This is a genomic window from Paraconexibacter sp., from assembly GCF_059438195.1.
The window spans coordinates 26,034-50,804 of the sequence record NZ_JBLKKY010000030.1 but is presented as its reverse complement, the minus strand read 5'-3'; the positions used below and the strand labels follow the sequence as shown (position 1 = coordinate 50,804).

21 protein-coding genes and 1 pseudogene are annotated in these 24,771 nt (G+C 74.5%); 6 read left to right on the top strand and 16 right to left on the bottom strand.

Annotation, left to right across the window (positions count from 1 at the left end):
- Positions 1-307 (top strand): annotated as a pseudogene (locus ACME2J_RS11860) (hypothetical protein); the annotation flags it as partial.
- Between the two features lie 5 nt (positions 308-312).
- Positions 313-1,263: a cytochrome c oxidase assembly protein gene (locus tag ACME2J_RS11855; protein WP_495545125.1), complete on the top strand. Its 951-nt coding sequence runs from the start codon at positions 313-315 to the stop codon at positions 1,261-1,263.
- An 8-nt stretch (positions 1,264-1,271) separates the two neighbouring features.
- Here ACME2J_RS11855 and ACME2J_RS11850 read toward each other — a convergent pair whose 3' ends face one another.
- A complete protein-coding gene (locus ACME2J_RS11850; protein ID WP_495545124.1) occupies positions 1,272-2,543 on the bottom strand; it encodes a PucR family transcriptional regulator in 1,272 nt (423 codons plus the stop codon).
- Positions 2,540-3,712 (bottom strand): thiolase family protein, encoded by a 1,173-nt coding sequence (locus tag ACME2J_RS11845; protein ID WP_495545123.1) that lies wholly within the window; start codon positions 3,710-3,712, stop codon positions 2,540-2,542. The genes ACME2J_RS11850 and ACME2J_RS11845 overlap by 4 nt, the downstream gene beginning before the upstream one ends.
- Positions 3,713-3,812: 100 nt before the next feature.
- On the opposite strand from ACME2J_RS11845, the gene ACME2J_RS11840 reads away from it, so the two are divergent.
- Entirely contained in the window at positions 3,813-4,607 is a 795-nt protein-coding gene (locus tag ACME2J_RS11840) for an enoyl-CoA hydratase/isomerase family protein (protein ID WP_495545122.1), read from the top strand.
- Positions 4,608-4,610: 3 nt separating this feature from the next.
- Here ACME2J_RS11840 and ACME2J_RS11835 read toward each other — a convergent pair whose 3' ends face one another.
- The 4 genes from ACME2J_RS11835 to ACME2J_RS11820 all read right to left on the bottom strand — a co-directional run bounded on the left by ACME2J_RS11835 (position 4,611) and on the right by ACME2J_RS11820 (position 9,138).
- Complete coding sequence (locus tag ACME2J_RS11835) at positions 4,611-6,164, bottom strand: fatty acyl-CoA synthetase (RefSeq protein WP_495545121.1); 1,554 nt, start codon at positions 6,162-6,164, stop codon at positions 4,611-4,613.
- Between the two features lie 9 nt (positions 6,165-6,173).
- Entirely contained in the window at positions 6,174-7,445 is a 1,272-nt protein-coding gene (locus ACME2J_RS11830) for an acyl-CoA dehydrogenase family protein (RefSeq protein ID WP_495545120.1), read from the bottom strand.
- 100 nt (positions 7,446-7,545) lie between these two features.
- Positions 7,546-8,352 carry an enoyl-CoA hydratase-related protein gene (locus tag ACME2J_RS11825; RefSeq protein WP_495545119.1) on the bottom strand — a complete coding sequence of 269 codons (807 nt, stop codon included), beginning with the start codon at positions 8,350-8,352 and terminating at the stop codon, positions 7,546-7,548.
- A gap of 18 nt (positions 8,353-8,370) precedes the next feature.
- Entirely contained in the window at positions 8,371-9,138 is a 768-nt protein-coding gene (locus tag ACME2J_RS11820; RefSeq protein ID WP_495545118.1) for an SDR family NAD(P)-dependent oxidoreductase, read from the bottom strand.
- Positions 9,139-9,196: 58 nt separating this feature from the next.
- Between ACME2J_RS11820 and ACME2J_RS11815 the strand changes: the two genes are divergently transcribed.
- Positions 9,197-10,249: an acyl-CoA dehydrogenase family protein gene (locus tag ACME2J_RS11815; RefSeq protein ID WP_495545117.1), complete on the top strand. Its 1,053-nt coding sequence runs from the start codon at positions 9,197-9,199 to the stop codon at positions 10,247-10,249.
- Between the two features lie 178 nt (positions 10,250-10,427).
- Here the strand turns inward: ACME2J_RS11815 and ACME2J_RS11810 are convergent, their stop codons facing one another.
- From ACME2J_RS11810 to ACME2J_RS11795, 4 genes are all read right to left on the bottom strand, one after another.
- On the bottom strand, positions 10,428-12,572 hold the full coding sequence (locus tag ACME2J_RS11810) for a phosphoinositide-specific phospholipase C-related protein (RefSeq protein WP_495545116.1): 2,145 nt from the start codon (positions 12,570-12,572) through the stop codon (positions 10,428-10,430).
- Positions 12,573-12,772: 200 nt separating this feature from the next.
- Positions 12,773-13,144 (bottom strand): MaoC/PaaZ C-terminal domain-containing protein, encoded by a 372-nt coding sequence (locus ACME2J_RS11805; protein WP_495545115.1) that lies wholly within the window; start codon positions 13,142-13,144, stop codon positions 12,773-12,775.
- Positions 13,141-13,554, bottom strand: coding sequence for an FAS1-like dehydratase domain-containing protein (locus ACME2J_RS11800; protein ID WP_495545114.1), 414 nt, complete (start codon positions 13,552-13,554; stop codon positions 13,141-13,143). The genes ACME2J_RS11805 and ACME2J_RS11800 overlap by 4 nt, the downstream gene beginning before the upstream one ends.
- A complete protein-coding gene (locus ACME2J_RS11795; RefSeq protein WP_495545113.1) occupies positions 13,547-14,575 on the bottom strand; it encodes an LLM class flavin-dependent oxidoreductase in 1,029 nt (342 codons plus the stop codon). Before ACME2J_RS11795 ends, ACME2J_RS11800 begins: the two co-directional genes overlap by 8 nt.
- A gap of 66 nt (positions 14,576-14,641) precedes the next feature.
- On the opposite strand from ACME2J_RS11795, the gene ACME2J_RS11790 reads away from it, so the two are divergent.
- On the top strand, positions 14,642-15,190 hold the full coding sequence (locus ACME2J_RS11790) for a TetR/AcrR family transcriptional regulator (protein WP_495545112.1): 549 nt from the start codon (positions 14,642-14,644) through the stop codon (positions 15,188-15,190).
- Between the two features lie 30 nt (positions 15,191-15,220).
- Here ACME2J_RS11790 and ACME2J_RS11785 read toward each other — a convergent pair whose 3' ends face one another.
- The 6 genes from ACME2J_RS11785 to ACME2J_RS11760 are packed head-to-tail and all read right to left on the bottom strand — an operon-like array spanning position 15,221 to position 22,826.
- Entirely contained in the window at positions 15,221-16,051 is an 831-nt protein-coding gene (locus ACME2J_RS11785; RefSeq protein WP_495545111.1) for an alpha/beta fold hydrolase, read from the bottom strand.
- A complete protein-coding gene (locus ACME2J_RS11780; RefSeq protein WP_495545110.1) occupies positions 16,048-17,484 on the bottom strand; it encodes a wax ester/triacylglycerol synthase family O-acyltransferase in 1,437 nt (478 codons plus the stop codon). The genes ACME2J_RS11785 and ACME2J_RS11780 overlap by 4 nt, the downstream gene beginning before the upstream one ends.
- Entirely contained in the window at positions 17,481-18,842 is a 1,362-nt protein-coding gene (locus ACME2J_RS11775) for an HAD-IB family hydrolase (protein ID WP_495545109.1), read from the bottom strand. The genes ACME2J_RS11780 and ACME2J_RS11775 overlap by 4 nt, the downstream gene beginning before the upstream one ends.
- Entirely contained in the window at positions 18,826-21,114 is a 2,289-nt protein-coding gene (locus ACME2J_RS11770; RefSeq protein ID WP_495545108.1) for a glycerol-3-phosphate 1-O-acyltransferase, read from the bottom strand. The genes ACME2J_RS11775 and ACME2J_RS11770 overlap by 17 nt, the downstream gene beginning before the upstream one ends.
- A gap of 6 nt (positions 21,115-21,120) precedes the next feature.
- Complete coding sequence (locus ACME2J_RS11765) at positions 21,121-21,903, bottom strand: enoyl-CoA hydratase/isomerase family protein (protein ID WP_495545107.1); 783 nt, start codon at positions 21,901-21,903, stop codon at positions 21,121-21,123.
- The gene (locus ACME2J_RS11760) at positions 21,900-22,826 is read right to left on the bottom strand and encodes a hydroxymethylglutaryl-CoA lyase (protein ID WP_495545106.1); all 927 of its coding nucleotides are present in this window, start codon (positions 22,824-22,826) and stop codon (positions 21,900-21,902) included. Before ACME2J_RS11760 ends, ACME2J_RS11765 begins: the two co-directional genes overlap by 4 nt.
- A gap of 113 nt (positions 22,827-22,939) precedes the next feature.
- Between ACME2J_RS11760 and ACME2J_RS11755 the strand changes: the two genes are divergently transcribed.
- On the top strand, positions 22,940-24,751 hold the full coding sequence (locus tag ACME2J_RS11755) for an AMP-dependent synthetase/ligase (protein WP_495545105.1): 1,812 nt from the start codon (positions 22,940-22,942) through the stop codon (positions 24,749-24,751).
- Positions 24,752-24,771: the final 20 nt, after the last annotated feature.

The window sequence follows — 24,771 nt, the reverse complement described above, 5'->3', positions numbered from 1 at the left end:
CTCGCCCGCACCTTCGCCGGCGCCCGCCCCCGGCACGCCCGCGCCCGCGCCCCCGCCCGCGACGCCCGCCCCCGGGCCGACCGGCGGCGGCACGGGCTCGGGCTCCGGCTCCGGCGGTGGGTCCACGGGCCGGCCCAACCTCCTCCGCGACCTCGTCCAGGGCGTCGGCGACGTCGTCGAGGAGGTCGTGCGGCCCCTCCCCGTCGTCGGGCCGGGAACGGCCGAGGTCGTCGACTCGGTCGTCGACCTCCTCGCGCCCCCGGACCGCGCGAGCCCGTCGGCCCCGCTGCTCCCGCCCCTGCCCTGACGCCCGTGGACCCCGTCGCCAGCTTCACGCCCCTCGGGCACGTCGGAGGCGTCGATCTCGCGCCCCTCCAGCTCGTGCCGCAGGCCGTCGTCGCGTGGCTCTACGTGCAGCGGTGCCGGACGCTCGCGGGGACGCCTCGCGCCGTGCCCGCGTGGCGGCAGGCGTCGTTCCTCGGCGGACTCCTCGTCATCGCCGTCGCGCTCACCTCGCCGCTCGGGCACATGGCCGACGAGCTCTTCCTCGCGCACATGGCGGAGCACCTCCTCATCGCCGACGTCGCGGCGCTCCTCCTCGTCGTCGGGCTCACGGGACCGGTCCTCGCGCCGGTCCTCCGCATCGGCCTCTTCGATCGCCTCCGCGTCCTCGCGCACCCCGTCGTGGCGCTCCTGCTGTGGACGGCGAACCTCGTCTTCTGGCACGTGCCGCTCTTCCACGAGGCGGCGGTCGAGAGCGAGCTCGTCCACGCCGTGCAGCACCTCGCGTTCGTCTCCTTCGGCGCCGCGATGTGGATGTCGCTCGTCGGCCCGCTCCCGCAGCCGGCGTGGTTCACGACGGCGTGGCGGTTCGGCTACGTCGTCGTCGTCCGCCTCGTCGGCGCCGCGCTCGCGAACGCGTTCCTCTTCGGCGGCGGCGCCTTCTACGACGTGTACGACCCGTCCCTCTTCGGCATCGACCCCGACGCCGACCAGATCTGGGCGGGCACGATCATGATGGTCGAGGAGTCGCTGCTCACCCTCGGGCTCCTCTGCTGGCTCTTCCTCCGCGCCGCGAAGGAGGGCGAGGAGCAGCAGGAGCTGCTCGACCTCGCCGCCCGGCTCGGGGTCGACCTCGCGCCGGAGCGGGCGCGTCGCGCGGTCGTCGCCGGGCGAGGAGGCGACCTCCGCGCCCGCATCGAGGCCGCGGCCTCCGGTGCTCCGGACTCGGCGATCGGCGCGGCGGCGGGCGCGTCGCGCTGACCGGGCGCTCAGCGCTCGCCGAGGAAGCCGAGCAGCCGGATCGCCGTCTCGAGCTCGAAGCGCCGCTCGGTCACCGGGCGGCCGAGCAGCGTCTCGGCCTGCCGGATCCGGTAGGCGACGGTGTTCTGGTGGATGCCGAGGCGCTTGGCCGTCCCCACCGTCCGCATGCCCTCCTCGAAGTGGACGGCGAGCGTCGCCCGGATGCGCACCGTCGTGTCGTCGCCCGCGGCGAGCTCGCCGAGCTCGCGCTCGACGAACCGCTGCGCACGCTGGGCGTCGGCGAGCAGCAGCGACGGGACGACGATGCGGCCGTAGCGCACGACGCGGCCGGGGCCGCGCCCGCTGCGCTCCGCGAGGGCCCGCGCCTCGAGCGCCTCCGCATGGGTCGTCACGAAGCCCGCGACGTCCTCGCCGGCCTCGCCGGCGGCGGCGTGCACGCCGCGCAGCGCGGTGCGCTCGCTCCCGAGCCGCTCGAGCAGCGCGCCCGCCTGCTCGGCGTCGCCGACGCCGAGCCACACCCAGAGCGTCGTGCGGCCGTCGGGGATGACGAGCGGCCGCGGCGCGTCGACCTCCGTCGCGAGGGCGAGCGCGGCCTCCTCGAGACGGCCGAGGACGTCCTCGGCCTCGTGCATCGGGCGGCTCCAGAGGACGAGCCCGAGGTGGTGGCGGCGCAGGTCGTGCCCGAGGCGCTGGGCCGCCGTGTCGAGATCGATCGGCTCGCCCTCGAGGAGCGCCTCGACGGTCTCGTGGCGCAGCGCGGCGGCCGAGCGGGCCCAGCGCTCCCGCTGCCGCCCGTACTCCTCGTTGACGCGCTCCGCGACCACGTCGACGTAGTCGAAGACGAACTGCATCGAGTGGTCGACCGCCTCCACGATCTCGTGCGGGTCCTCGATGCGCTCGACGATCTCGCGCCGCCACAGGCGCCAGAGGTACATCGTCCCGAGCCGGTACGCACGGAGCAGCGCCTGCAGCGGCTGGCCGCGGCGCACCATGATCTCCGCGTAGGCGATCGCCCCCGGCGGCGCCTCCGCCTCGCTCACCGGACGGCCGTCGGCGAGCATCGAGAAGATCCGCTCGAAGTTGTCGTACGCGCTCGCCTCGAGGCCGGCGCCGAGCTCGGTGTCCGCGAGCTCCGGCATGACCTCCTGGATGTAGACGACGCACTCGTCGACGATCTCCTGCGTGTGCGGGAGGAGGGCGGCCGCGGTCTGGCGGCGGATGTCGTCCCACGCCGAGGAGTCCGGGGCGGTCGCCCGCCGGCTGCGTCCGAAGGTGCTCATCGGGCGAGCACCGTGATCGCGACGGCGGCCGGGTCGCCGCCGATCCAGCCGCCGCCGTTCTCGGCGAGCGCGACGCGCGCGCCGTCGACCTGGCGGGCCCCGGAGCGGCCGCGGAGCTGGTCGCAGAGCTCGACGAGCTGGGCGCAGCCGGTCGCGCCGACGGGATGGCCGCGGCTCTGGAGGCCGCCGCCCGTGTTCACCGGGAGGCGCCCGCCGAGCGACGTCTCCCCGGCGCGGAGCATCGCCGGGGCGGCACCCGCCGCGGCGAGCCCCGTCTCCTCGAGCGCGATGAGCTCGCCGGGCGCCGCGGCGTCGTGGACCTCGGCGACGTCGACGTCCGCCGGCGTGATGGCCGCGGCCGCGTACGCCTCGCGCGCCGCGACGGTGACGGCGGGCTCGCGCCGGTCGTCGAGCGACGTGCGACGCCCCGACCGCACGACGGACGCCGCGAGGCGGACCGGATCGGCCTCGAGCCGCGCCAGTCCCTCGTCGGAGGCGAGGAGGAGCGCGGCCGCCCCGTCGCCGATCGGCGAGCACATGAGGAGCCGGAGCGGGTCGACGATCGTCCGGCTGCCGAGGACCTCCTCGACGGTGAGCGGGTCGCGGTACTGCGCGTTCGGGTTGAGCGCGCCGTGCGCGTGGCTCTTCACCGCGGCGGCCGCGAAGTCCTCGAGCGTCGCGCCGGCGCGCTCCTGGTAGTCGCGGGCCATCGCCGCGTAGACGTCCATGAACGGCGAGGCCGACGACGCGTCGCCGGCGGCCGCCTCGACGTCGAGCGCCGAGCCGATCGCCGCGAAGGAGCGGGCCTTGTCGGGATGCGTGAGCTTCTCCGCCCCGAGGGCGAGGACGACGTCCGCGCGGCCGGCCTCGATCTGCATCGCGGCGACGTGGACGGCGGTCGAGCCGCCCGCGCAGGCGTTCTCGACGTTGACGACCGGCAGGCCGCGCAGGCCGGTCGCCTCGAGGGCGATCTGGCCCCGGATCGAGTGCTGCCCCGTGAGCGAGCCCTCGGTCATGTTCGCGAAGACGACGGCGTCGACCGCGTCGGGCGTCGCGCCCGCATCGGCGAGGACGCCCTCCACGGCGGCCGCCGCGAGGACGCGCAGCGGCGTGGACGGCGACTTGCCGAACGGCGTCGTGAAGGCGCCGGCGACGTGGACGGACCTCATCGGACGACCGTACACGCGCCGGGCCTCTCCCTCCAGCGGCAGGGGACTTCACCCCCGTCGGACACTGCCCGTGCGCGGCGTGGTCGGCGAGGGTTCGCTCATGCGCTTCGAGTCCATCTCCCTCACCGTCGAGCCGACCGGCGTCGCCGTCCTCCGCCTCGAGCAGCCGGACCGGGGCAACCCGTTCGACACGCGCCTCTGCGACGAGCTCGGCCGGGCCGCCTCCGCCCTCGACACGGACCCCGCCGTCCGCTGCGTCCTGCTCGAGTCGAGCGGCCGCTTCTTCAGCGTCGGCGGCGACCTCGCCGTGCTCGGCGGCGAGGGCGACGGCGGGACGTCGCGCTTCGTCAACGACGCGACGATCGGCTTCCACGCGGCCGTCTCGCGCCTCGCGCGCATGGATCCGCCCGTCGTCTGCGCGGTCCAGGGCCTCGCGGCCGGCGGCGGCGTCTCGCTGCTCGCGGGGGCCGACATCGTCCTCGCCGCCCGGTCGGCGAAGTTCATCGCCGCCTACCAGGGGATCGGCCTCGCGATCGACGGCGGCGGCAGCCACTACGTCCCGCGCCGGGTCGGCCACGGGCGCGCGACGTCGTTCTACCTCCGCAACGAGACGTGGACCGCGGAGGAGGCGCACGCGCGCGGGCTCGTCGACGAGCTCCACGACGACGACGCGCTGCGCGAGGCCGCGGTGGCGCTCGCCGGGCAGCTCGCCGAGGGGCCGACGCGCGCCTTCGGGGAGGTGAAGCGCCTGCTCGCCTCGACGTGGGACGAGCCGCTCGAGCGCCAGCTCGAGGCCGAGGCGCGCGCGATGAACGCGACCGGGCGCACGCGGGACGCCGCGAACGCGATCGCGGCGATGCAGGCGAAGGAGCGGCCCGTGTTCCGCGGCGAGTGACGCTCAGCGGCCGACCGCTGAGGAGACGCCGCCGAGCTGCTCGCGCAGCTCGCGCTTGAGGATCTTGCCCGACGCGTTCTTCGGGATCTCACCGACGACGTGGACGGACTTCGGGACCTTGTGCGCGGCGAGGCGCTCCTTCGCGTAGGCGATGAGCGCGTCGGGCTGGACATCCTCCGCCGTCACGACGACGGCGGCGATCGCCTCGATCCACCGCTCGTGCGGGAGGCCGACGACGGCGACCTCGGCGACCGCGGGATGGCCGTAGAGCGCCTCCTCGACCTCGCGCGAGGCGACGAGCACGCCGCCGGTGTTGATGACGTCCTTGATGCGGTCGACGACGAAGAGGTAGCCCTCCTCGTCGATGCGGACGAGGTCGCCGGAGTGGAACCAGCCGCCGGCGAACGCCTCCTCGGACTCCTCGGGCTTGCCCCAGTAGCCGGTGCAGAGCTGCGGTGAGCGGTAGACGACCTCGCCGAGGCCACCGGGCTCGACGTCCTTCATGTCGTCGTCGACGACCCGGGTCTCGACGAAGAGGACGGCGCGGCCGACCGAGTCCGGCCGGGCGTCGTGCTCCTCCGGGCGCAGGACGGTCGCCAGCGGCCCGATCTCCGACTGCCCGAAGCAGTTGTAGAAGCCGACCTCCGGAAGGGCCTGCCGGAGCTTCTCGAGGACGGGCACCGGCATGATCGACGCGCCGTAGTAGGCCTTGCGCAGCGCCGAGAGGTCGCGCGTGGCGAGCTCGGGGTGCTGGGCGATCGCGACCCACACCGTCGGCGGGACGAAGACGGAGTCGACGCCGTCGCGCTCGATGCGGGCGAAGATGTCGGCCGGGTCCGGCCCCTCGACGAGCTGGTTCGTCGCGCCGAGGGCGAGGTAGGGCACGAGGAAGACGTGCATCTGCGCCGAGTGGTAGAGCGGCAGCGCGTGGAGCGGCGTGTCGCGCTCGCTCATGTCGAGCGCGGCGATGCACGAGACGTACTCGTGGAGGAACGCGCGGTGGGTCATCATCGCGCCCTTCGGCGCCGACGTCGTGCCCGACGTGTAGAGGAGCTGGACGAGGTCGTCGTCGGCGACGCCGTCCTCCTCGTGGACCTCCCCGCCGGCGTCGAGGGCCCAGGTGAGGACGTCCGCGGCGGCGTCGTCGCCGTCGCGGAGCGTGCCGCGGCGGACGTCGCCGAGCCGCTCGCCGAGCGCGTCGAGGTGCGGCGCGAGCGCCGGGTCGGCGAAGACCGTCCGCGAGCCGGACTGCGTGACGAGGTAGGCGAGCTCGTCGCCCGTCGCGTTGAAGTTGACCGGCACGTGGACGAGCCCCGCACGCGCGCAGGCGAGGAAGAGGACGAGGTAGGCGTCGGAGTTCTTCCCGTACGCCGCGATGCGGTCGCCCTTCTCGGCGCCGTCGGCGAGGAGGCGCGCCGCGACGCGGCCGACGGCCCGGTCGAGCTCGGCGTAGGTCCACGACCGCTCGCCGAAGTGCAGCGCGGTCCGCTCGGGGACGCGGCGCGCGCTGCGCTCGAGGATGCGGCCGACGGTGCTGGGGAAGGTCGGGACGCTCATCCTCCGACCTTACCCCGTGATCTCGCGGCCGATGAGGTGCCGCGCGATGACCCATTGGAGAACCTCGTTGGCCCCCTCGAAGATCTCGAGGATCTTCGCGTCGCGGTAGATCTCCTCCAGCCGGTACTCCTCGCCGGTCGCCGCGATCCGCTTGGCGAAGCCGTAGCCGCCGTGGACCTGGAGCGCGTCGCGCGCGACGTCGTTCGCGAGCCTCGTCGCGAAGCTCTTCGCCATCGAGGCCTCGGGCTCGCCCGAGCGGTCCCCGCGGTCGAGCCGCACGGCGGCCTTCTGGTACATCGAGCGGGCCGCCTCGAGGGCGGTCGCGTGCTCGGCGAGGCGGTACTGCCAGTGCTGCATCTCGCCGAGGCGCTTGCCGAAGAGGACGCGCCGCCCGAGGCGCTCGACGGCGATGTCGAGCGCGGCCTGGGCGACGCCGACCCCGGCCGCGCCGATCCCCACGCGCCCCGCTGCGAGCGAGGCGAGCGCGACGCCGAGGCCGCGCCCCGGCTCCCCGAGGACGTTCTCCGCCGGGACCTCGACGCCCTCGAAGACGATGTCCGCGGTGATCTGGCCGTGATGGCCCATCTTGAGGTCGGGCTCGCCCACGGTGACCCCTGGGCTCTTCATGTCGACGAGGAGCATCGTCATCGCGGGCTCGTCGCCGTCGCGGCAGAGCACGCAGAGCCAGTCGGCGACGACCGAGTTCGTGATCCAGCACTTGCGGCCGTCGAGGACGAAGCCCGAGTCCGTGCGACGCGCGACGGTCTTCAGGGTCTCGGGGGAGAGGTCGCTCGACGCCTCGGGCTCGGTCGTGGCGAACGAGAACGCGGACTCGCCGCTGATGAGCGCGGGGAGGACCCGCTCGCGGACCTCCGGGCGCGCGAAGGAGAGGCAGCGCGCGTTGAGGATGCACTGGCCATCGTAGACGCCCGCCATCGAGGACGACTCGTAGGCGATCTCCTCGGTGACGATGCACGTCGCGAGCATCGGGTGGTCGAGTCCCGCCCCGTGCGGCGCGGGGAAGGGGACCGCGAAGCAGCCGTCGGCCGCGAGGCCGCGGAAGGCGTCCCACGGGAACGCGTCGCGGCTCTCGGGCGTCTGCGCGATCTGGCGCGCGACCGGTGCGAGGTGCCGGGCGACCGACTCGCGCGCCATCTCGCGCACGTGCGCGACGTCGTCGGGCAGGAAGACGTCGTGCCAGGTCCGGTCCTGCGTGCGCGCGGGCTGCGCCTGACCGGGGGCGGGGTGAGGCGCGGGCACATCGACGGGCGGCGAGCTCATCGCCGCATCGTCTCAGCGGCGCACGCCGCGGGCCTCGCCTGAGCGGAGGACGGCCTCCCCTCACAGGGGGAGGCCGTCCTCCGGGGCCGCCCGGTCGGGCTCAGACGCCGCGGTACGGCGAGAAGTCGGGCGCGCGCTTCTCGTTGAACGCGGTGACGCCCTCCTTCGCCTCGGGCGTGCTCGTGAAGAGCGAGAGGCTCGAGAAGGCCATCGCGCCCATGCCTGCGAACTGCTCCGTGTCGACGTTCATCGACTGCTTGAGCACCTTGAGCGCGGTCGGGCTGAGGTTGAGGATCTCGTCGGCCCACTGGCGGACCTCGGCCTTGAGGTCGGCGGCCGGCACGACCTTGTTGACGAGGCCCCACTCGAGCGCCTGCTCGGCGCTGTACTGGCGGCAGAGGAACCAGATCTCGCGCATGCGCTTCTCGCCGATGACGCGGGCGAGGTACGCGGTGCCGAAGCCGGCGTCGAACGAGCCGACCTTGGGGCCGACCTGGCCGAAGCGCGCGGTGTCCGCGGCGATCGAGAGGTCGCAGAGGACGTGGAGGACGTGGCCGCCGCCGATCGCGAAGCCGTTCACGGCGGCGATGACGGGCTTCGGGATGTCGCGGATGACGCGGTGGAGCGTCTCGACCTCGAAGAGGCCGCTCTCGGACGGGCCGTAGTCGCCGGTCTCGGCGCGCTGCTTCTGGTCGCCGCCGGTCGAGAAGGCCTTCTCGCCCGCGCCGGTGAGGCAGACGACGCCGACGTCGCTGCTCGCCCACGCGTGCTTGAAGCACTTGATGAGCTCGTCGACGGTCTTCGCGCGGAAGGAGTTGAAGCGGTCCGGGCGGTTGATCGTGATCGTCGCGAGACCGTTCTCGACCTCGTAGGCGACGTCCTCGAGGTTCTCGGGGATGGGGGGCATTCTCGGTTCTCCTTCTGGTCAGGACATGGTGAGGCCGCCGCTCACGGAGAGCGTCTGGCCGGTGATGAAGGCCGCCTCCTCGGAGGCGAAGAAGCGGATCGCGGCGGCGACCTCGTGGGGCTGGCCGAGGCGCTTCATGGCGACGCCGGCGGTCATGCCGGCGATGACCTTCTCGGCGTCGGGGGCGGAGTCGACGATGCCGCGGAGCATCGGCGTGTCCGTCGGCCCGGGGCAGACGGCGTTCGCGGTGACGCCCTTGCGCGCCGCCTCGCGGGCGATCGTCTTCGTGAAGGCGATGACGCCGCCCTTCGCGCCGGAGTAGACCGCCTCCATCGAGGAGCCGACGCGGCCGGCGTCGGAGGCGACGTTGACGATGCGCCCGTAGCCGCGCTCCATCATCCCCGGGAGCAGGACGTGGGTGAGACGCAGGACGCCCTTGTAGTTGATCTCGATGACCTTGTCCCAGAGGTCCTCGCCGGTCTTCACGAACGGCATGAGCTCGTCCCAGCCGGCGACGTTGACGAGGACGTCGATGTCGCCGAGCGCGTCGCGCGCGGCGGAGACGCCGTCGGCGACGCTCTGCGAGTCGGCGACGTCCATGGCGACGCCGACGGTGCGCGCGCCGGTCCCGCCGGCGTCCTGCGCGGCCTGGGAGGCCGCGTCCCCGTCGAGGTCGGCGACCGCGACCGGATGCCCGGCGGCGGCGAGCGCGTCGACGACCGCCCGCCCGATCCCGCTCGCGCCGCCGGTGACGAGGGCGGCGCGGCCTGTGCTCGATGACTCCATGCTGCGACCGTAGCACGTCTCCTTAACGATCGTTAGGGAAATCGTGTACGGTGGTCACATGGACCTCTCGTTCACCGACGAGCAGCAGTTCCTGCGGGAGGCCGTCCGCGGGTCGGTCGACCGGGACCTGTCGCTGCCGCGCATCCGCGCCCTCGTCCTCGAGGGCGACGTCGACCACGTGGCGCCTCACGAGCACTGCGTCGCGCAGGGCTGGGGCGGCATCGGCCTCCCCGAGGAGGCCGGCGGCCAAGGCGGCGGGCTGGTCGAGCTCGCCATCCTCGCCGAGGAGCTCGGCCGCGGCGCCGTGCCCGCCGACGGCATCTACGCGTCGATTCTCGCGGCGCTCGCGCTGCACCGCGGCGGCGACGAGCGGGCAGCCGCGACCATCGCCGCGATCAGCGAGGGCGAGCGGACGGCGGCGCTCGTCGTCCCGGGGACCGCGCCCCTCGACGCCGGCGCGCCCGACGGGGCCGTCGACCTCGTCCTCGGGGCGCCGCTCGCCGACGCGTTCGTGACGATCGGCGGCGACGGCGCCCTCGAGATCCGGGACGCCGGCGAGGTCGAGCTCGCGCCGCGGCGCCTCGTCGACCGCACGCGCAGCGTCGCGGCGGTGACGCCCGGCGGTCCCGCGGCGACGAGCGTCGCCGGGCCCGGCGACGCGGCGTGGACGGAGCTCGCCGGCTGGGCGGCCGTCCTCGTCGCGGCCGACGCGCTCGGGGCGGCCCAGCGCATGCTCGATCTCACGGTCGCCTACGTCGCCGACCGGGTGCAGTTCGGGGTCTCCGTCGGCTCGTTCCAGGCGGTGAAGCACGCCGCCGCCGAGATGCTCACCTCGCTCGAGGGCGCGCGGAGCCTCGTCCAGTACGCGGCCTGGGCCGTCGGCGAGGGCGAGCCGGGCGGGCTCACCGATGCGTGGGCGGCGAAGGCGCGCGCCGCGCGGATGGCCACGTTCGTCGCCGACAAGGCGCTCTTCCTCCACGGGGCCGTCGGCTACACGTGGGAGCACGACCTGCAGCTCCTCTTCAAGCGCGCGAAGAGCGACGCCGCGCTGCTCGGCGGGGCCGGCGCCTACGACGACCGCATCGCCGACGCGCTGACGCTGGTGCGGTAGGGGGCGCCGGCGCCGCGGGCCGCGGGCGGCGCCGCGGGCGCGGCGGGGCGCCGCGAACGTCGATCGTCGCCCCCGGGGGCCTCGAACGTCGATCGTCACCCCCGTGAGGGGGTGCTCATCGACGTTCGCGAGATCAGGGGGTGCTCTTCGACGTTCGAGGCGCGTCTCGGCCGCGCCGTCAGCGCCCGACGTCGTTGAGCCGGTCGACGAGTCCGAAGAGATCGCCCTCTCCGAAGAAGTCGACGGCGACGAGGTTCGGCAGCCGCCCGCGCTCGCGCTCGCAGCGGTCGAGGCGGACCCCGAGGACGTCCCGGGCGTTCGCGCGGCGCGCGTTGCCGGGACGTGGCGCCGGCGAGGTGTCGACCCAGTGGTTGACGAGGAAGAGCGATCCGCGGGTCCCGCCGCGATTCGGCCGGCAGGAGCCCGGCGCCAGGAGCTCGTCGACCGTCGAGAAGGCGAACGGCGTCTCCTGCACGACCTCCTCCTGGTCGTGGAGCCATGACGGCCGCCCCGGGGCGCCCGACTCGACCATGACGAGGACCCGCCCGCCGGTCTCGACCATCTCCTCGAGCGTGGGCCACGACCGGGCGGGCGGCGATGGGCCGCGGTAGACGTGGTCGATGAGCCCGCTGCTCTCGACGATGTCCACCGTGTCCTGCACCGGGATGTCGTCCTCCATGGAGATGACGAGCACCTCCGACGGATGCGCGACGAGCCACTCGGCGATCCCGCGCAGCGCGTCGACCGCGTCGGTCGCGCCGACCTCGCAGTAGCCGTGGCAGAGGAAGACCTCGGCCGTCCCGCCGCCTTCGTAGCCGATCCGTGCGCGGATGCGCTCGGCCGCCTCGACCGCCTCCTCGCCGAGCTCGGCGACGAGCTTCTCCCGGCTCTTCGTGAGGCTCGACAGGTCCGTCGCGACGCCGCGCGGCGTCTCGAACCCGAGGTGCGTGTCGATGAGGAGGCTGCGGACGCCGGCGTCGAGCTGGGCGCCGATCCCCGCCTCGTGCGCCGGGAAGAGCCAGCCCGGCTCACGATCGGCCGACATCGAGTTGTGCGTGGCCGGGAAGGCGACGGCGTCGAGCGGGCGGTCGCAGAGCGAGGGGTGGCCGTTGCAGCCCGCGGCCCGCACGATCTCGGGCGGCCCGTCGTGCGCGCCTCCCGTGCCGGCGGCGAGGACGACGAGCAGGCCGGCCGCGACGGCGGCGACGCGGGCGCCACGCGGCGCGTGGGGGACGGGGAGCCGGACGCGGCCGGCCGCTCCCGGCGGCTCCGCGGCGAGACGCAGCAGCTCCGCGACCGCGGCGACGGCGAGCAGGGCGGCGGTGAGGACGACGGCGAGTCGCGCGGCGCCCTGCGGATCGGCGAGGGCGGCGAGAGCCGCCCCGAGCGCGGCGACCGCTCGGAGGACGGCGAGCGACGGGCGTCGCGGTCGCACGGCGAGCCCTCGCGCGACGCGCGCCGCCGCCGGCAGCACCTCGATCGTCCGGACCGCGGAGGCGGCCGCGAGGGCGGTGACCGCGCCGGCGGCGGCGAGCGCGACGAGGAGGACGACGAGCGGATCGGTCCACGTGCGCACGATCGCTCGCAGGGCGCCGGTCGAGCCGCTCCGGTCCCCCTCCGTGATGAGCAGCGGCGCGAGCGCGACCAGCGCCGCGGCGAGGCTCGCGACCGCTGCGACGGCGAGGCCCGTCCGCAGGGCGCCGACTCGGGGGCGCGGCGCGAGGGCGACGGCGGCGAGGCCGAGCAGGACGGCGGCGACGAAGAGCGCGGTCTGCGCCGAGCGGATCTCGTCCGCGAGGCGGGCGAGGTCGAGCCCGGTGCCCGCGCCGTCGCCCGAGAGCGCGGCGAGGCGCACGTCGACCTCCCCGACCCTCTCGGTGATCCCGGGCCGCAGCTCGTCGAGCGCCGGGGCGAGGAGGACACCGACGTCGACGACCTGCAGCACGAGCGCATCGGCGTCGCGCTCGAGGACGGCGCGATGCGCGTCCCGTGCGGCGAACGCGACGAGAGCGCGGAAGGCGTCGGAGCCGACCAGCCCCGCGGCGACCGGCTCGATGATGGCGCGGATGGCCACGAGGTCGGGTTGGGCGCGGATCGCGGCGTCGGCGATCCGCCGCCCGGCGGCGGTGCGGACCTCGTCCGCGTCGAGCGCCTCCGAGACCCGCTGGGAGAAGCCGTCGCTGCGCAGGACGCTGCGGTCCGCCTCGTCGAGGACCGTCGTCCCCACGAGCGCGAGCGCGCAGAGGAGCGTGCAGGCCCAGGCGAGCACCCGGCGCAGCGGAGGCTGGGCCGGGGAGGCGCCGCGCGGCGCGGGGCTCGACATGAGCGGATGATGCCCGACGCCGCCCCCGGCGCCCACGAACGTCGATCGTCACCCCCGCCGGTCTCGAACGTCGATCGTCACCCCCGCGAGGGGGTGCTCATCGACGTTCGCGAGATCAGGGGGTGCTCATCGACGTTCGAGGCGGCCCCGGGGGTGCTCATCGACGTTCGATGCTCGCCGCCGGCGAGAGGCCGCCCGCGTCAGTCTCGCGTCGTCGCCCAGCCCGTGAGGACGAGGGTGCCGTCGGACTCGCGCGCGACCTCGAGCGTCCAGCGGCCGCCCGGCTCGTCCGGCGGCGTCCCGCGGACGACGAGCGCGTCCTCGGGCCACACCTTGTCCCGGAAGCGCACCCCGAAGCCGGTGACCGCGCCGTCCCCGAGCACCTCGAGGACCGTCTCGCCGAGGATCGCGGCCGTGAGCTGGCCCATCGCGAAGACGGAGGGCTGGCCGGCCGCGCGCGCGAACTCCTCGTCGTGGTGCATGGGGTTGAAGTCGCCGGCGGCGCCCGCGAACCGGACGATCTGCGTCCGCGTCACCGGCGGCGTGCGGACCTCGAAGGCGGCGGCGCTCATGCGCTCCCGCCCGGCAGCTCGATGACCGTGTCGCGCTGCACCACCGCGATCTCGCCGTCGTCCCGCCGCAGCTCCGTCGCGATCGTGATGAGCGTCATCGTCCCGCCGCCGCGCTCCTTGTGCTCGACGGCCGTGACGACCCGCGCGCCGCTGAGGCGGTCGCCGACCGCGACCGGCGCGTGGTGCTCCCACTCGACGCCGCCGACGACGACGCGCCGGATGTCGAGCTCGAGCGCGCCGATCATCGCGGCCTGATCGCGGTAGTGGCTCGCGACCGCCGCGAACGTGAGCGGGACCCGACCGGCGTCGGGATCTCCCCCCACGGCCGCCGCCCACTCCCGCAGCTTCCCCTCCTCGACCGGGAAGGAGAAGCGGTCGATCTCGAGCCCGACGTGCGAGGCGTCAGCCACGGGACGCGCCCTCCGGCGCGAGCTCGGCGACGAGCTGTGCGGCGAGCTCGTCGCAGCGCTCGGCCGACATCCCGAAGCTCGGCGGGTAGACGACGACGTGGTCGAAGATCTCCTCCGCCTCCCGGAGCCGCGCGCGCACCTCGTCGGGCGTGCCGGCGGCGGCCATCGCGTCGACCATCTCGTCGGGCACGGCCGCCGCCATCGCCTCGAAGTCGCGAGCCGCGAACGCGCCGCGGACCGCCTCGCCGACCGCGCCGAAGCCGCTCGTCTCGAGCAGCTTGCCGTAGGTCTTCGGCGCCGAGTAGAACGCGAGCTGCGCCGCCGCCTCACGTCGCGCGACGTCCGCGTCGTCGTGGACCGAGCAGATGACGACGCCGACGACCTCGACGGGCGCGTCCGGGCGTCCTCCCTTCTCCCGGCCCCGGTCGATCGCCGGGCGCACGACCTCGTCGACGTACGGGCGCGAGAAGAGCGGGTGGCAGAGCAGCCCGTCCCCGACGCGGCCGGAGACCTCGACCATGCGCGGGTTGACCCCGGCCGTGTAGACCGGGATGTCCGTGCGCACGGGCGCCTCCGTCTCCGCGGTCGGCGTGAGCTTCGTGCGGTAGAAGCGGCCCTCGTGGTCGACCGGCTCCTCGTGGATGCGCCAGAGGCGTCGCAGGAGCGGGACGAGCTCCTCCATCCGCGATGCGGGCCCGTCGCCGTCGATGCCGTGCCAGTCCTCCATCATGCGCTTCGTCCCGGTCCCGAGGCCGAGGACGAGGCGCCCGCCGCACAGCTCGTCGAGGCTCCGGGCCTCGGTCGCGAGCATGAGCGGGGACCGCCCCGTCGCGTACGCGATCCCCGAGCCGATGCGGACCCGCTCCGTCGTCGTCGCCATCCGCGCGAGCGTGACGATCGCCGACCGCGTGTAGAACTCGGGCGTCCATGCCGCCTCGAAGCCCGCGCGCTCGCCCGCGGCCGCCGTCTGCGCGACCGACTCGACGTCGCCGCGGAGCACCGTGATGCCTCTCGTCGCCATGCGACGACGATACCGCTCTCCCTAACGATCGTTCAATACTCGCGAGGGATCGCTACCCTCCCCTCGGTGGACCGACGCACCGCGATCCTCACCGAAGCCGGCTCCCTCTTCCTCGAGCGAGGCTTCCACGGCGTCGGGATGGACGAGATCGGCAAGCGCGTCGGCGTGAGCGGCCCGGCGATCTACCACCACTTCTCGGGCAAGGACGAGATCCTCGCCACGCTCTTCGACGAGGCGATGGACCGCGTGAGCGTCCCGGACGAGGGCACGCTCGACGACCCGCGCGCCGAGCTCGAGCGCGTCATCCGCCACCACGCGGAGTTCGTCGTCAGCCACCGCGAGCTCGTCGCCGTGTACGCGCACGAGCACCGCTCGCTCGTCGAGCCCTGGCGCCGCGGCTTCGCCCGCCGCATGCGCGCGCACGCGCGCCGCTGGGAGGAGACCGTCGCCCGCGTCCACCCCGACGCCTCCGAGGCGCAGGTGACGATCGCCGTCCAGGCCGCGATCGGCCTCCTCAACTCCGTCGTGCTCTGGCCGCCGAAGCTCCTCGGCACGCCGGGCGTCGTCGACGAGCTCGTCGCCCGGGTCCTCGGCGGCCTCGAGACCCTGGGCTGATCGCGGCGGGCCGCGCGCCGCACGTCGCCGTCAGGCGCGCGCCCGCTCCCGCGCCTCCGCGACGCAGTCGAGGATCGTCCGCGTGACGAGCTCGGGGTCGTCGAGCATCGGGACGTGGCCGACGCCGGGGAGCGTGAGCTGCCGCGCGCCCGGCACGGCCTCGAGGAGCGGACGCCCGTAGCGCGTGAACGGGATCGTGCGGTCGTGCTCGCTCCATGCCACCCAGACGGGGTGGTCGGCGGCGGCTTCGGCCCTCACGAGCCGCGCGGACTCGTCGCTGCCCACCCAGTCGAGGATGTCGGGGACGACGAGGCAGTCGAGCGTGTCCTGGAAGAGGCCGACGGCGTCGCTCGCGGCGAGCTGGTCGCCGCGCTCGGCGACCGATCCGAGCGCGAGCCGGCGGAACCGCGGCCGTCGCATCATCGGCAGCAGCCGCTCGCCGAACCGTCCGAGGGCCTTGTCGGCGAGGCGGAACATGCGGACGAGGCGCGCGAGGTCCCGTGGCGAGGCCCAGGCGCCGGCGGGCGACAGGGCGAGGACCGACCGTGCGCGGCCGCGGCGCCCGAGCTCGAGGGCGAGCCAGCCGCCGAGCGAGTTCCCGACGAGGTGCGCCGTCTCGATGCCCTCCTCGTCGAGCTGCGCCTCGACGCGATCGGCGATCGTCGGGACGGTCGCGCGGAATCCCTCCGGCAGCTCGCCGGCGCCCGCGTGGCCCGGGAGGGACGGAGCGAAGACGTCGTGCTCGGCCTCGAGCGCGGGGAGGAGCGGACGCCACACCCTCCAGGAGCCGGTGAGGCCGTGGAGGAGGACGAGAGGCTCGCCGCTGCCGCCACGGTGGTGAGGCTCGCTGAGGCGACTCATGCCCGCACCTCCGCCCGTGCGCCGGCGCCGTCGGGGGCGAGCGCCATCACCTCGTCGAAGCCCTCCGCGAGGCACCGGGAGAACCTCGCCGGGTCCTCGACGGCACGCGCGTCGTGGTTCACCGAGACGCAGCACGTGTCGCCGTGGCTCATGAGGACGATCATCGCAGCGCAGCCCGGGAGGGGCGCGTATCCGTAGAGGCGCTCGACGCGCGCGCCGGCGATGAACGCCTCGCCGCGGATGCCCGGCACGTTGCTCACCTGGACGTCGTTGGCCGCCGTGAGCGTCCCGGCGAGTCGCGCGATCGCGGGGGCCGGCAGGCGGGCGAGCGCCGGCGCGAGCGCGCTGAGGCCCTCGAGAGCGGGCTCGGCCCTGACCTCCCGGACGCGCTCGCTCACGCGCGCCATCCGCTCCACCGGATCGGCTTCTCCGGCCGGTCCGGCGAGGCGCGCGGCGACGAACTTGTTGCCGCCCGCCGGATCGCCGTCGGACCGCACGGAGATGGGCATCGCGATGGGGAGGTCGGCGATCGGCGTCCCGAGCTCCTCGTGATACCGGCGGAGCCCTCCGAGCACGCCGGCGACGAAGGCGTCGTTGAGCGTGTGACCGGAGGCCTTCGCCGCGGCGCGGAGCGGGCCGAACGGCACGTCGACGGCGGCGAAGCGCCATCGGCCGTCGCGGTCGGCGAGCAGCGGTGACGGCGTCGCGTCGGGGTCGCCGAGCACCCGCGAGAGCGATCGCGCGTACTCGGTCGCCGAGTGCATCTGCCGGTCCGGCCGGCCGAGACGCGCGAGGCGGCCTGGGGCGCCTCGCACGGCGCCGGCGACGGCGGCGGCGTCGCGGCGGAGCGTGCGCGTGATGGGAAGCAGGCTGTCCGGCACCCGCCGGTCGCCGGCGGCCGGGAGCTCGGGCGCGGGCTTGTCCGGCGTCGGCTCACGGCGCCGCGAGTGCAGGCCCTGGAGGAGCTGGATCCCCGCGATGCCGTCGAGCGTCGCGTGGTGCATCTTGAGGATGTACGCGGCGCGGCCGTCGGGCAGGCCCTCGACGAGGGTGGCCTCCCACGGAGGGCGCGTGCGGTCGAACGGCGTCGAGGCGAGCCGCGCCGTGAGGTCGAGCAGCTCGGGCCACCCGCCGCCGGGCGGCAGACCCGCACGGCGGACGTGGTGCTCGAGCGAGAACCGCCGGTCCGTCGCCCAGGTCGGCTGTCCCAGGCCGAGGGGCCCGTCGACCACGCGCTCGCGGAAGCGCGGGACCGCCCGCGACCCCCACTCGTGGGCCGCGAGGAAGCGCCCCCACTCGGGCGTCGCGTCGAGCTCCTCGAGCACGACGACGGTCGAGCTGAGGGCCGGATCGACCTCGGCCCGCCACATCACCGCCTCCAGCGCGTTGAGATCGGCGGAGCCCCAGGTCGTGATGTCGTCGACGGCGGTCATGCGATCGTCTCCTCGGTGAGCGCCGGCTGCGGCGCGTTCGGCCAGGCGGCGAGCGTCGCCGCCATGAGCTCCCGGACCTCGTCGCGGTGCTCCGCGACGGTCTCCGGTCGCCAGCGCGACGTGTCGACAGGCGGCAGGACGACGACCTCGACGCGCCCGGGTCGCACGACCTGGGACCCGCGCCACTGCACCTCGCCGACGCCGCGGAAGAGCATCGGCACGATCGGCACGCCGGCCTGCATCGCGATGTGGAACGGCCCCTTCTTGAAGGGCCCGAGGCGCGGGGTCGGCGTGCGCGTCCCCTCCGGGGAGATGACGATCGACGTCCCGGCGCGGAGCTTGTCGACGACCGGCGCCAGCGCGTCGACGGCCTTCGTGCGGTCGGTGCGGTCGATGAACGCCATGTCCGCCGCCTGGAAGAGCTGGCCGAAGACGGGGACCCGCTTCGCCTCGGCCTTCGCGACGCCGGTGAAGTTCTCGCGCAGGAGCTTCATGACGACGAACGCGTCCATCTTGCTCGTGTGGTTGAAGACGAAGACGGCGGGCCGCGGCGCCCACAGGTTCTCGGCGCCCCGCACGACGTCGACCCGCACGCCGGCGAGCGCGAGGCTCACCTCCGAGCCGACGCCGAGCGTGACGTCGAGGAAGGCCCGACGGGACCGGTTGAGGAGTCCCACGCCGATGCCCGCCCCCATCGTGCCGAAGAAGGAGCCGTAGAAGGCCGCCGTCCGGGCGAGGTCCGCGAGCCCCGGCGAGGGCCCCGCCGGCGCGCAGCGCAGTGTCGGCCAGCCGCGGTCGCGTGCGGCGTCGCGCAGGCCCTCGTCGGGCTCGACCGCGGCCGGGGAGCCGACGACGTCGAGGACGGGGAGGTCGCCGGCGGTGGACGCGTAGGCGAAGGACCGCTCGAGGTCGGCTCCGAGCCGGTCGGCGAGGAGCACGAGCGCCCGCGCCTTCGCGGGCCCGTCCATCGGCGGGCCGGCCGTGCGCCCGGTGAGGCGTCCCTCGGCGCCGATCTCGGCGGCGGCCGAGACGACGTGGTCGACGCCGAGGGCCTCCGCGAGCGGGCCGGCCTGATACGGCAGGCCGCTGGAGAGGACGACGAGCGTGTGCCCCATCGCGCGGTGGGCCTCGAGGACCTCGTAGGCCTCGCGATGCAGGTGAGCCGCGACCTCCCGGGTGAAGAGCCGCTGTCCGAGCGCCTCCAGCTCGGCCGGGTCGTGGCCGGCCCAGCGGTCGGCCGAGTCGGGCGGGAAGCGACCGTGCCCGCCGATGAGGGCACGGTCGTCGAACGCCGCGACGACGTCGGGACCTCGGTCGGCGCGGTGCGCCCGCGCGACCATCTCAGCGACGTCGGGCATCGAGCACCTCGGCGAGCTGGGCGTCGTCGGCGACGCGGATGACGTCGAGGTCGTCGAGGACCGCGCGGACCTCGTCGGCCCATGCGTCGCGGCCCGCCTGCGCGCCCGCCTCGAGGAGCCCGCGGTTCGCCGCGAGGTCGAGAGCGGCCGAGATCACCTCGCGTCCGACCGCCTCGGCGGCGTGGAGCCGGCCTTGGCGGACCCACTGCCCGCCGGTGCCGAGACACCCGTGCACGAAGGCGTCGCGGTCGTCCATGGCCCGCGAGCCGAACCCGCGCAGGCGCTCGGCGACGAGGTGCTGCGCGTCGAAGAACGAGCGCAGCGTCCGGTGCGCGAGGAGCGTGTCCGCGCCGTCGAGCATCTCGCGGGCCCCGGTTCCCGCCGCGAGGCGCTCGCGCCAGCGCGGCTCGTAGAGCTCGATCTCGGCCCGCAGCTCCTCCCGGAAGGTCTCCTTGTCCGCGAAGAAGAACTCGAACTTGAGGAGGTCCCGGAGCGCGAGCGCCTCCCGCCACGCCATGTCGAGGGGATCGGCGGGCGCCTCTCCCGCCGCGATGCTGCGCGCGACGCGCAGCATCGCGATCTCGACGATCGAGCGGTTGACGAGATGGGGCACGACGCCGTTGCGGTAGAAGGCGACGACGTGATGGCCGTCGGGCCTGACGGACCACACCGGCTGCGTCCCGTCGTCGTAGCGCTCGACGACGCCCGCGTCGACGAGGCTCGCGAGCCCGGTGGCGAGGCCGGCAGGGCCCGCGAGCTCGTCGAGCGGCCCGGGCAGGCCACGGCGGCGCGCGTAGTCGAGGACGGGCACCGTGAGCCTGTCGAGCTGGCCGGCGTCGAGCGCGCGATCGCGGGACCCGAGGAGCGCGAACGCCGCGAGGGCGCTCGACGTGAGCGGCGTCGCCTTCTTGATCTCGTCGCAGATCCGGAACGCCACCTTCTCGAGGCGGATCCGGCCCGTGCCGGCGGTCGCGAGCGCCTCCCGCAGGAGGAAGGGCTCGCCGACGTGGACGCGCGCCTTGCCGACGTGCTCGGACTGGGTGCGGATGTAGTCGGCCCACCACCGCAGGCCCTCGGCGGACTTCACCGCGCCGGTCTGCTCGGCGGCCATCGCGCCGACCTCGCGCAGCCGGTCGTACACGATCGAGACCGGGACGAGCATGACGTCCTCCGAGCGGTCGTCCTCGAGCGCGTCGGTGAGGTAGGAGAGGAGGCCCAGCTTCGGCGGCCGCAGCTTGCCGGTGCGGGTGCGCCCGCCCTCGATGTACCACTCGAGGTTGAACCGCTTGCTCACGAGATGCCCGAGGAACTCGCGCACCGCGAGCTTGTAGACGCGGTCCTTGCCGAAGTTTCGACGGATCCAGACGACGCCGGCCCGGCGGCCGATCGGCCCGAGCGGCCACCAGGACATGTTGTCCCCGCCGAGGACGTGGTTGGGCGGCAGTCCCGCCTCGTCGAGCGCCTCGGCGAGGACGAGCGCGTCGACGTAGGAGCGGTGCGTGGGGAGGAAGACGAGCGCGTGGTCGCGGTTCAGCTCGCGCAGTCGCGCGAAGGCCTCGCGGTCGGGCTCGACCGTCCACGCGCGCTCGTGCATCGGCTTCCAGAACCGCCGGTACAGGTCGATGCCGAGGGGGCTCTGCACGGTCGCGAGCTCGCGGAGGCACTGCTCGCCCTCGGTGAGCACCTCCTCCTGCGGGCGGCCGAGCTCCCCGGCGAGCGCGGTCGCGCGATCGCGGAACCGCGTCGACGCCGCGATCTGCTCGGCGACGAGGCGCGGGACCTTGTAGCGGTCGCCGATGACCTCGCGCTCGGCGCGGTCGCAGGCGAGCGTCGCCTGCCGGGCGACGAACGCGCCGAACCCCTCGCCGGGAGCCTCGGTGTGGCGCATGCGCAGCTCCGCGACCGTCGCGGGCGCGCCGACGGTCACGCGGACGCGGTCGTCACCCCGTCGCGCGAGCCGGGGCTGGAGGACCGCAGGCGGCCGGCGGGGGTTCGCCAGGAGGGCGACGTCGCGGAGCCGCACCGTGCGGTCGCCGTCACGCTCGGGCGGCAGCCACGTCACGCGGGCCGGATGCACGAGGGCGTCCTCGTGGGCGCCGACGAAGGCGGTCTCCGGTGAGGCGGCATCGGCGACGGGCGCGCCCGGGTGCTCCTCGGCCGCCCACCGCGCGATCAGCTCGCGCTCGGTGGCCGTGCGGGCGTCGACGGCGACGACGACCGCCGACGAACCGCCCTCGCGCGTCGTCCCCCGACCGGTCGCGACCGTCGCCATCCCCCGTCACCTCCAGACCGGTCGGCGCTTCTCGACGAACGCGGCGATGCCCTCGGCGGCCTCGCCCTCCGTGAGCATGCGGACGACCTCCTCGCCCTCGAAGGCCATGCCCTCGGCCGGCGGCAGCGTCTCCGCCGCGTCGACGCAGGCGACGATCGAGCGGACCGCCGGCACGGAGGACGCGGCGAGCCGCCGGGCGAGAGCGCGCGCCTCGCCGGCGGCGTCCTCGACGAGGCGGTCGACGATCCCGTGGCGGTGGGCCTCGTCGGCGTCGATCTCCCGGCCGGTCAGCATGAGGTCGAGCGCGATGCCCCGCCCGGCCGCGCGCGTGAGCCGCTGGGTGCCGCCGGCCCCGGGGATGAGGCCGAGCTTCACCTCGGGCAGCCCGACCTTCGAGGCCGGGGTCGCGAGACGCAGCGTGCATGCCATCGCGAGCTCGAGCCCCCCGCCGAGGGCGAGGCCGTCGATCGCGGCGATGGTGGGGGCGGGCGCCGCGGCGATCGCCTCGATCGAAGCGCGCAGCGCGTCGCGGTACTCGGCGAAGGTCCCGCCGTCGAGCTCGCGCATCTGCTTGATGTCGGCGCCGGCGGCGAAGAAGCCGGGGACCTCGGACCGCACGACGACCGCGCGGACGGCATCGCCGTCGATCTGCTCGGCCGCGGCGGCGAGCCCGTCGACGATCGGCGCGCCGAGCGCGTTGGCGGGTGGCCGGGCGAGGACGATCTCGAGGACGCGGTCCTCGACGGTCGTGTGGACGACGGCGTCGGTGCTGGTCTGGGTGTCGGTCATGCGGAGGCCCACCTCACGGGGCCGGCGACGAGGACGTGGCTGGTGAGCTTGCGGCCGAGGACGTCCTGGACGTCTCGCGCGCATGCGAGGAGCTTCTCGAGGTCGATCCCCGTCTCGACGCCCATCTCGTGGAACATCGAGACGAGGTCCTCGCTCGCGACGTTGCCGGTCGCGCCGGGCGGGACGGGGCAGCCGCCGAGCTCGCCGAAGCTCGCGTCGAAGGTGGTCACGCCGACCTCGAGCGCGGCGAGCGCGTTCGCGAGGCCCTGGCCCCGCGTGTTGTGGAAGTGCGCGACGAGGTTCACGTCGTCGGGGAGCCCTTCGCGCATCCGCGGGAAGAGCTCCCGGACCTGGCGGGGGTTCGCCATTCCGGTCGTGTCGCCGTAGGTCACCTCCTGCACTCCGGCGTCGACGAGCCGGCGGGCGATCTCGAGCACGCGCGCGGGATCGACCGGACCCTCGTACGGGCATCCGAACGACGTCGCGATCGCGGCGCCGCAGCGCAGGCCCGCCTCACGGACGCGCGGGGCCATCCGCTCGAGCACGGCGAGCGACTCGTCGACCGCGCGGTTGACGTTCTTGCGGTTGTGGCTCTCCGACGCGCTGAGGAAGATGCCGACCTCGTGGAAGCGGTCGGCGTGTCGCAGCGCCGTCTCGAGGCCGCGCTCGTTGGGGACGATGACCCCGAGCTCGACCTCGTCGGGGACGTCGAGCCGCTCGAGGACCTCGATGCCGTCGGAGAGCTGCGGGATGACGTCGGGCCGGACGAAGCTCGCGACCTCGAGCCGGCGCAGGCCCGTGCGGGCGAGCGCCTCGATGAGACGGATCTTCTCGTCGGTCGGGATGCGCTCGGGCTCGTTCTGAAAGCCGTCACGAGGCCCGACCTCGCGGATCGTGGCGGCGCTGGGGAGGGGGGCGGTCATGGCGGAGGGGGACCTTATGGGGCGCCCTCCGAGCATTCGTCCCCCTGTGGGAGGGGCCCGATCCCCCTCCGAAGGGACGCGATGGTGCGGCGCACCTCCGTACGGTCGGACCCATGTCCACGACCGAGACTCCCGCCACGTCCGCGCACGAGTCGCCGATGCGCTTCGCCTCCCTCTGCGAAGCCTTCCAGGCGACGGCTGCCCGTCACCCCGACCGTCCGGCCCTGCGCCTGCCCGACGGCTCGAACGAGATCTCGTGGGGCGACTACGCGGCTCGCGTGCGGGCGATCGCCGAGGGGCTCGCCTCGCTCGGCGTCGGTCCTGGCGACACCGTCGCCCTGCAGCTGAAGAACCGGCCCGAGTTCCACCTCGTCGACACGGCGGTCCTCCATCTCGGCGCGACGCCCTTCTCGGTCTACAACACGAACCCCGCCGACCTCACGGGGCACCTCCTCGACAACTCCGACGCGAAGGTCTTCGTCACCGAGGAGGCGTTCCTCCCCGTCGTCGAGGACGCCGTGAAGCGCGGCGGCCAGGTGAGCCACGTCGTCACGACGGACGGCAGCGGCGGCGATCTCAGCCTCGACGAGCTCGAGGCGCGCGGCGCCCCGGAGGGCTTCGACTTCGAGGCCTCGTGGCGGGCGGTCGACGGCGACACGTTCTGCACGATCGTCTACACGTCCGGGACGACCGGGCTGCCGAAGGGCGTGCAGCACACCCACCGCGGCCTCCTCTTCGGCCTCGAGTCGATGAACATCCTCGCGCCGTTCGCCGACCACCCGCGGATCGTGAGCTTCCTCCCCTCGGCGCACATCGCCGACCGCTACATCTCGCACTACTCGCAGATCGCGTTCGGGGCGACGATCACCGCCGTCCCCGACCCGGCGACGCAGCTCCCGATGGCGATCGCCGGCGCGAAGCCGACCCGCTTCTTCGCCGTCCCGCGCATCTTCGAGAAGCTCCGGGGCGCGCTCCTCGGCGGCATCGACAAGCTCGAGCCCGAGGCGCAGGAGAAGACCCGCGCGGCGCTGCAGATGAGCATCGAGATCGTCCAGGCCGAGCAGCGCGGCGAGGAGGTCCCGGCGGAGAAGAAGGAGGCGCAGGCGCAGGCCGACGCCGCCGTCTTCTCGAAGTTCCGCGAGAAGCTCGGCCTCGACGAGGTCCAGTGGGTCTCGGTCGCGGCCGCGCCGACGCCGCGCGAGGTGCTCGAGTTCTTCCACGCGATCGGGCTGCCGATCGCCGAGCTGTGGGGCATGTCGGAGTGCATCCTCTCGACGTCGAACCCGCCGGACGGCCCGATCAAGCTCGGCTCGGTCGGCTACGCGCTGCCGAACGTCGAGGTCGACCTCGCCGACGACGGGGAGATCCTCGTCCGCGGCCCCAACGTCATGCCCGCGTACCGCAAGGACCCGGAGCGGACGAAGGAGTCGATCGACGCCGACGGGTGGCTCCACACGGGCGACATCGCGAAGCGCGACGAGGACGGCTACCTCTGGATCGTCGACCGCAAGAAGGAGCTCATCATCAACGCGGCGGGCAAGAACATGAGCCCGGCGCACATCGAGATGACGATCAAGGGCGAGTCGCCGCTCATCGCGCAGGTCGTCGCGATCGGCGAGGGCAAGCAGTACGTCACGGCGCTCGTCGTCCTGGACCCCGAGACCGCCGGCCCGTGGGCCGAGGCGAAGGGCATCGAGGACCGCACGCCCGCCGGGCTCGCCGCCTCCCAGGAGGTGAAGGACGAGATCGCCGGCGCGGTGGAGCGCGGCAACGCCCGGCTCGCCCGTGTCGAGCAGCTGAAGAACTGGACGATCGTCCCCGAGGCGTGGGTCCCCGGCGGCGACGAGCTCACCCCGACCATGAAGCTCAAGCGCAAGCCGATCGGCGAGAAGTACGCGCAGGAGATCGACGCCCTCTACGCCTGACCGCAGGGCACATCTCTGCA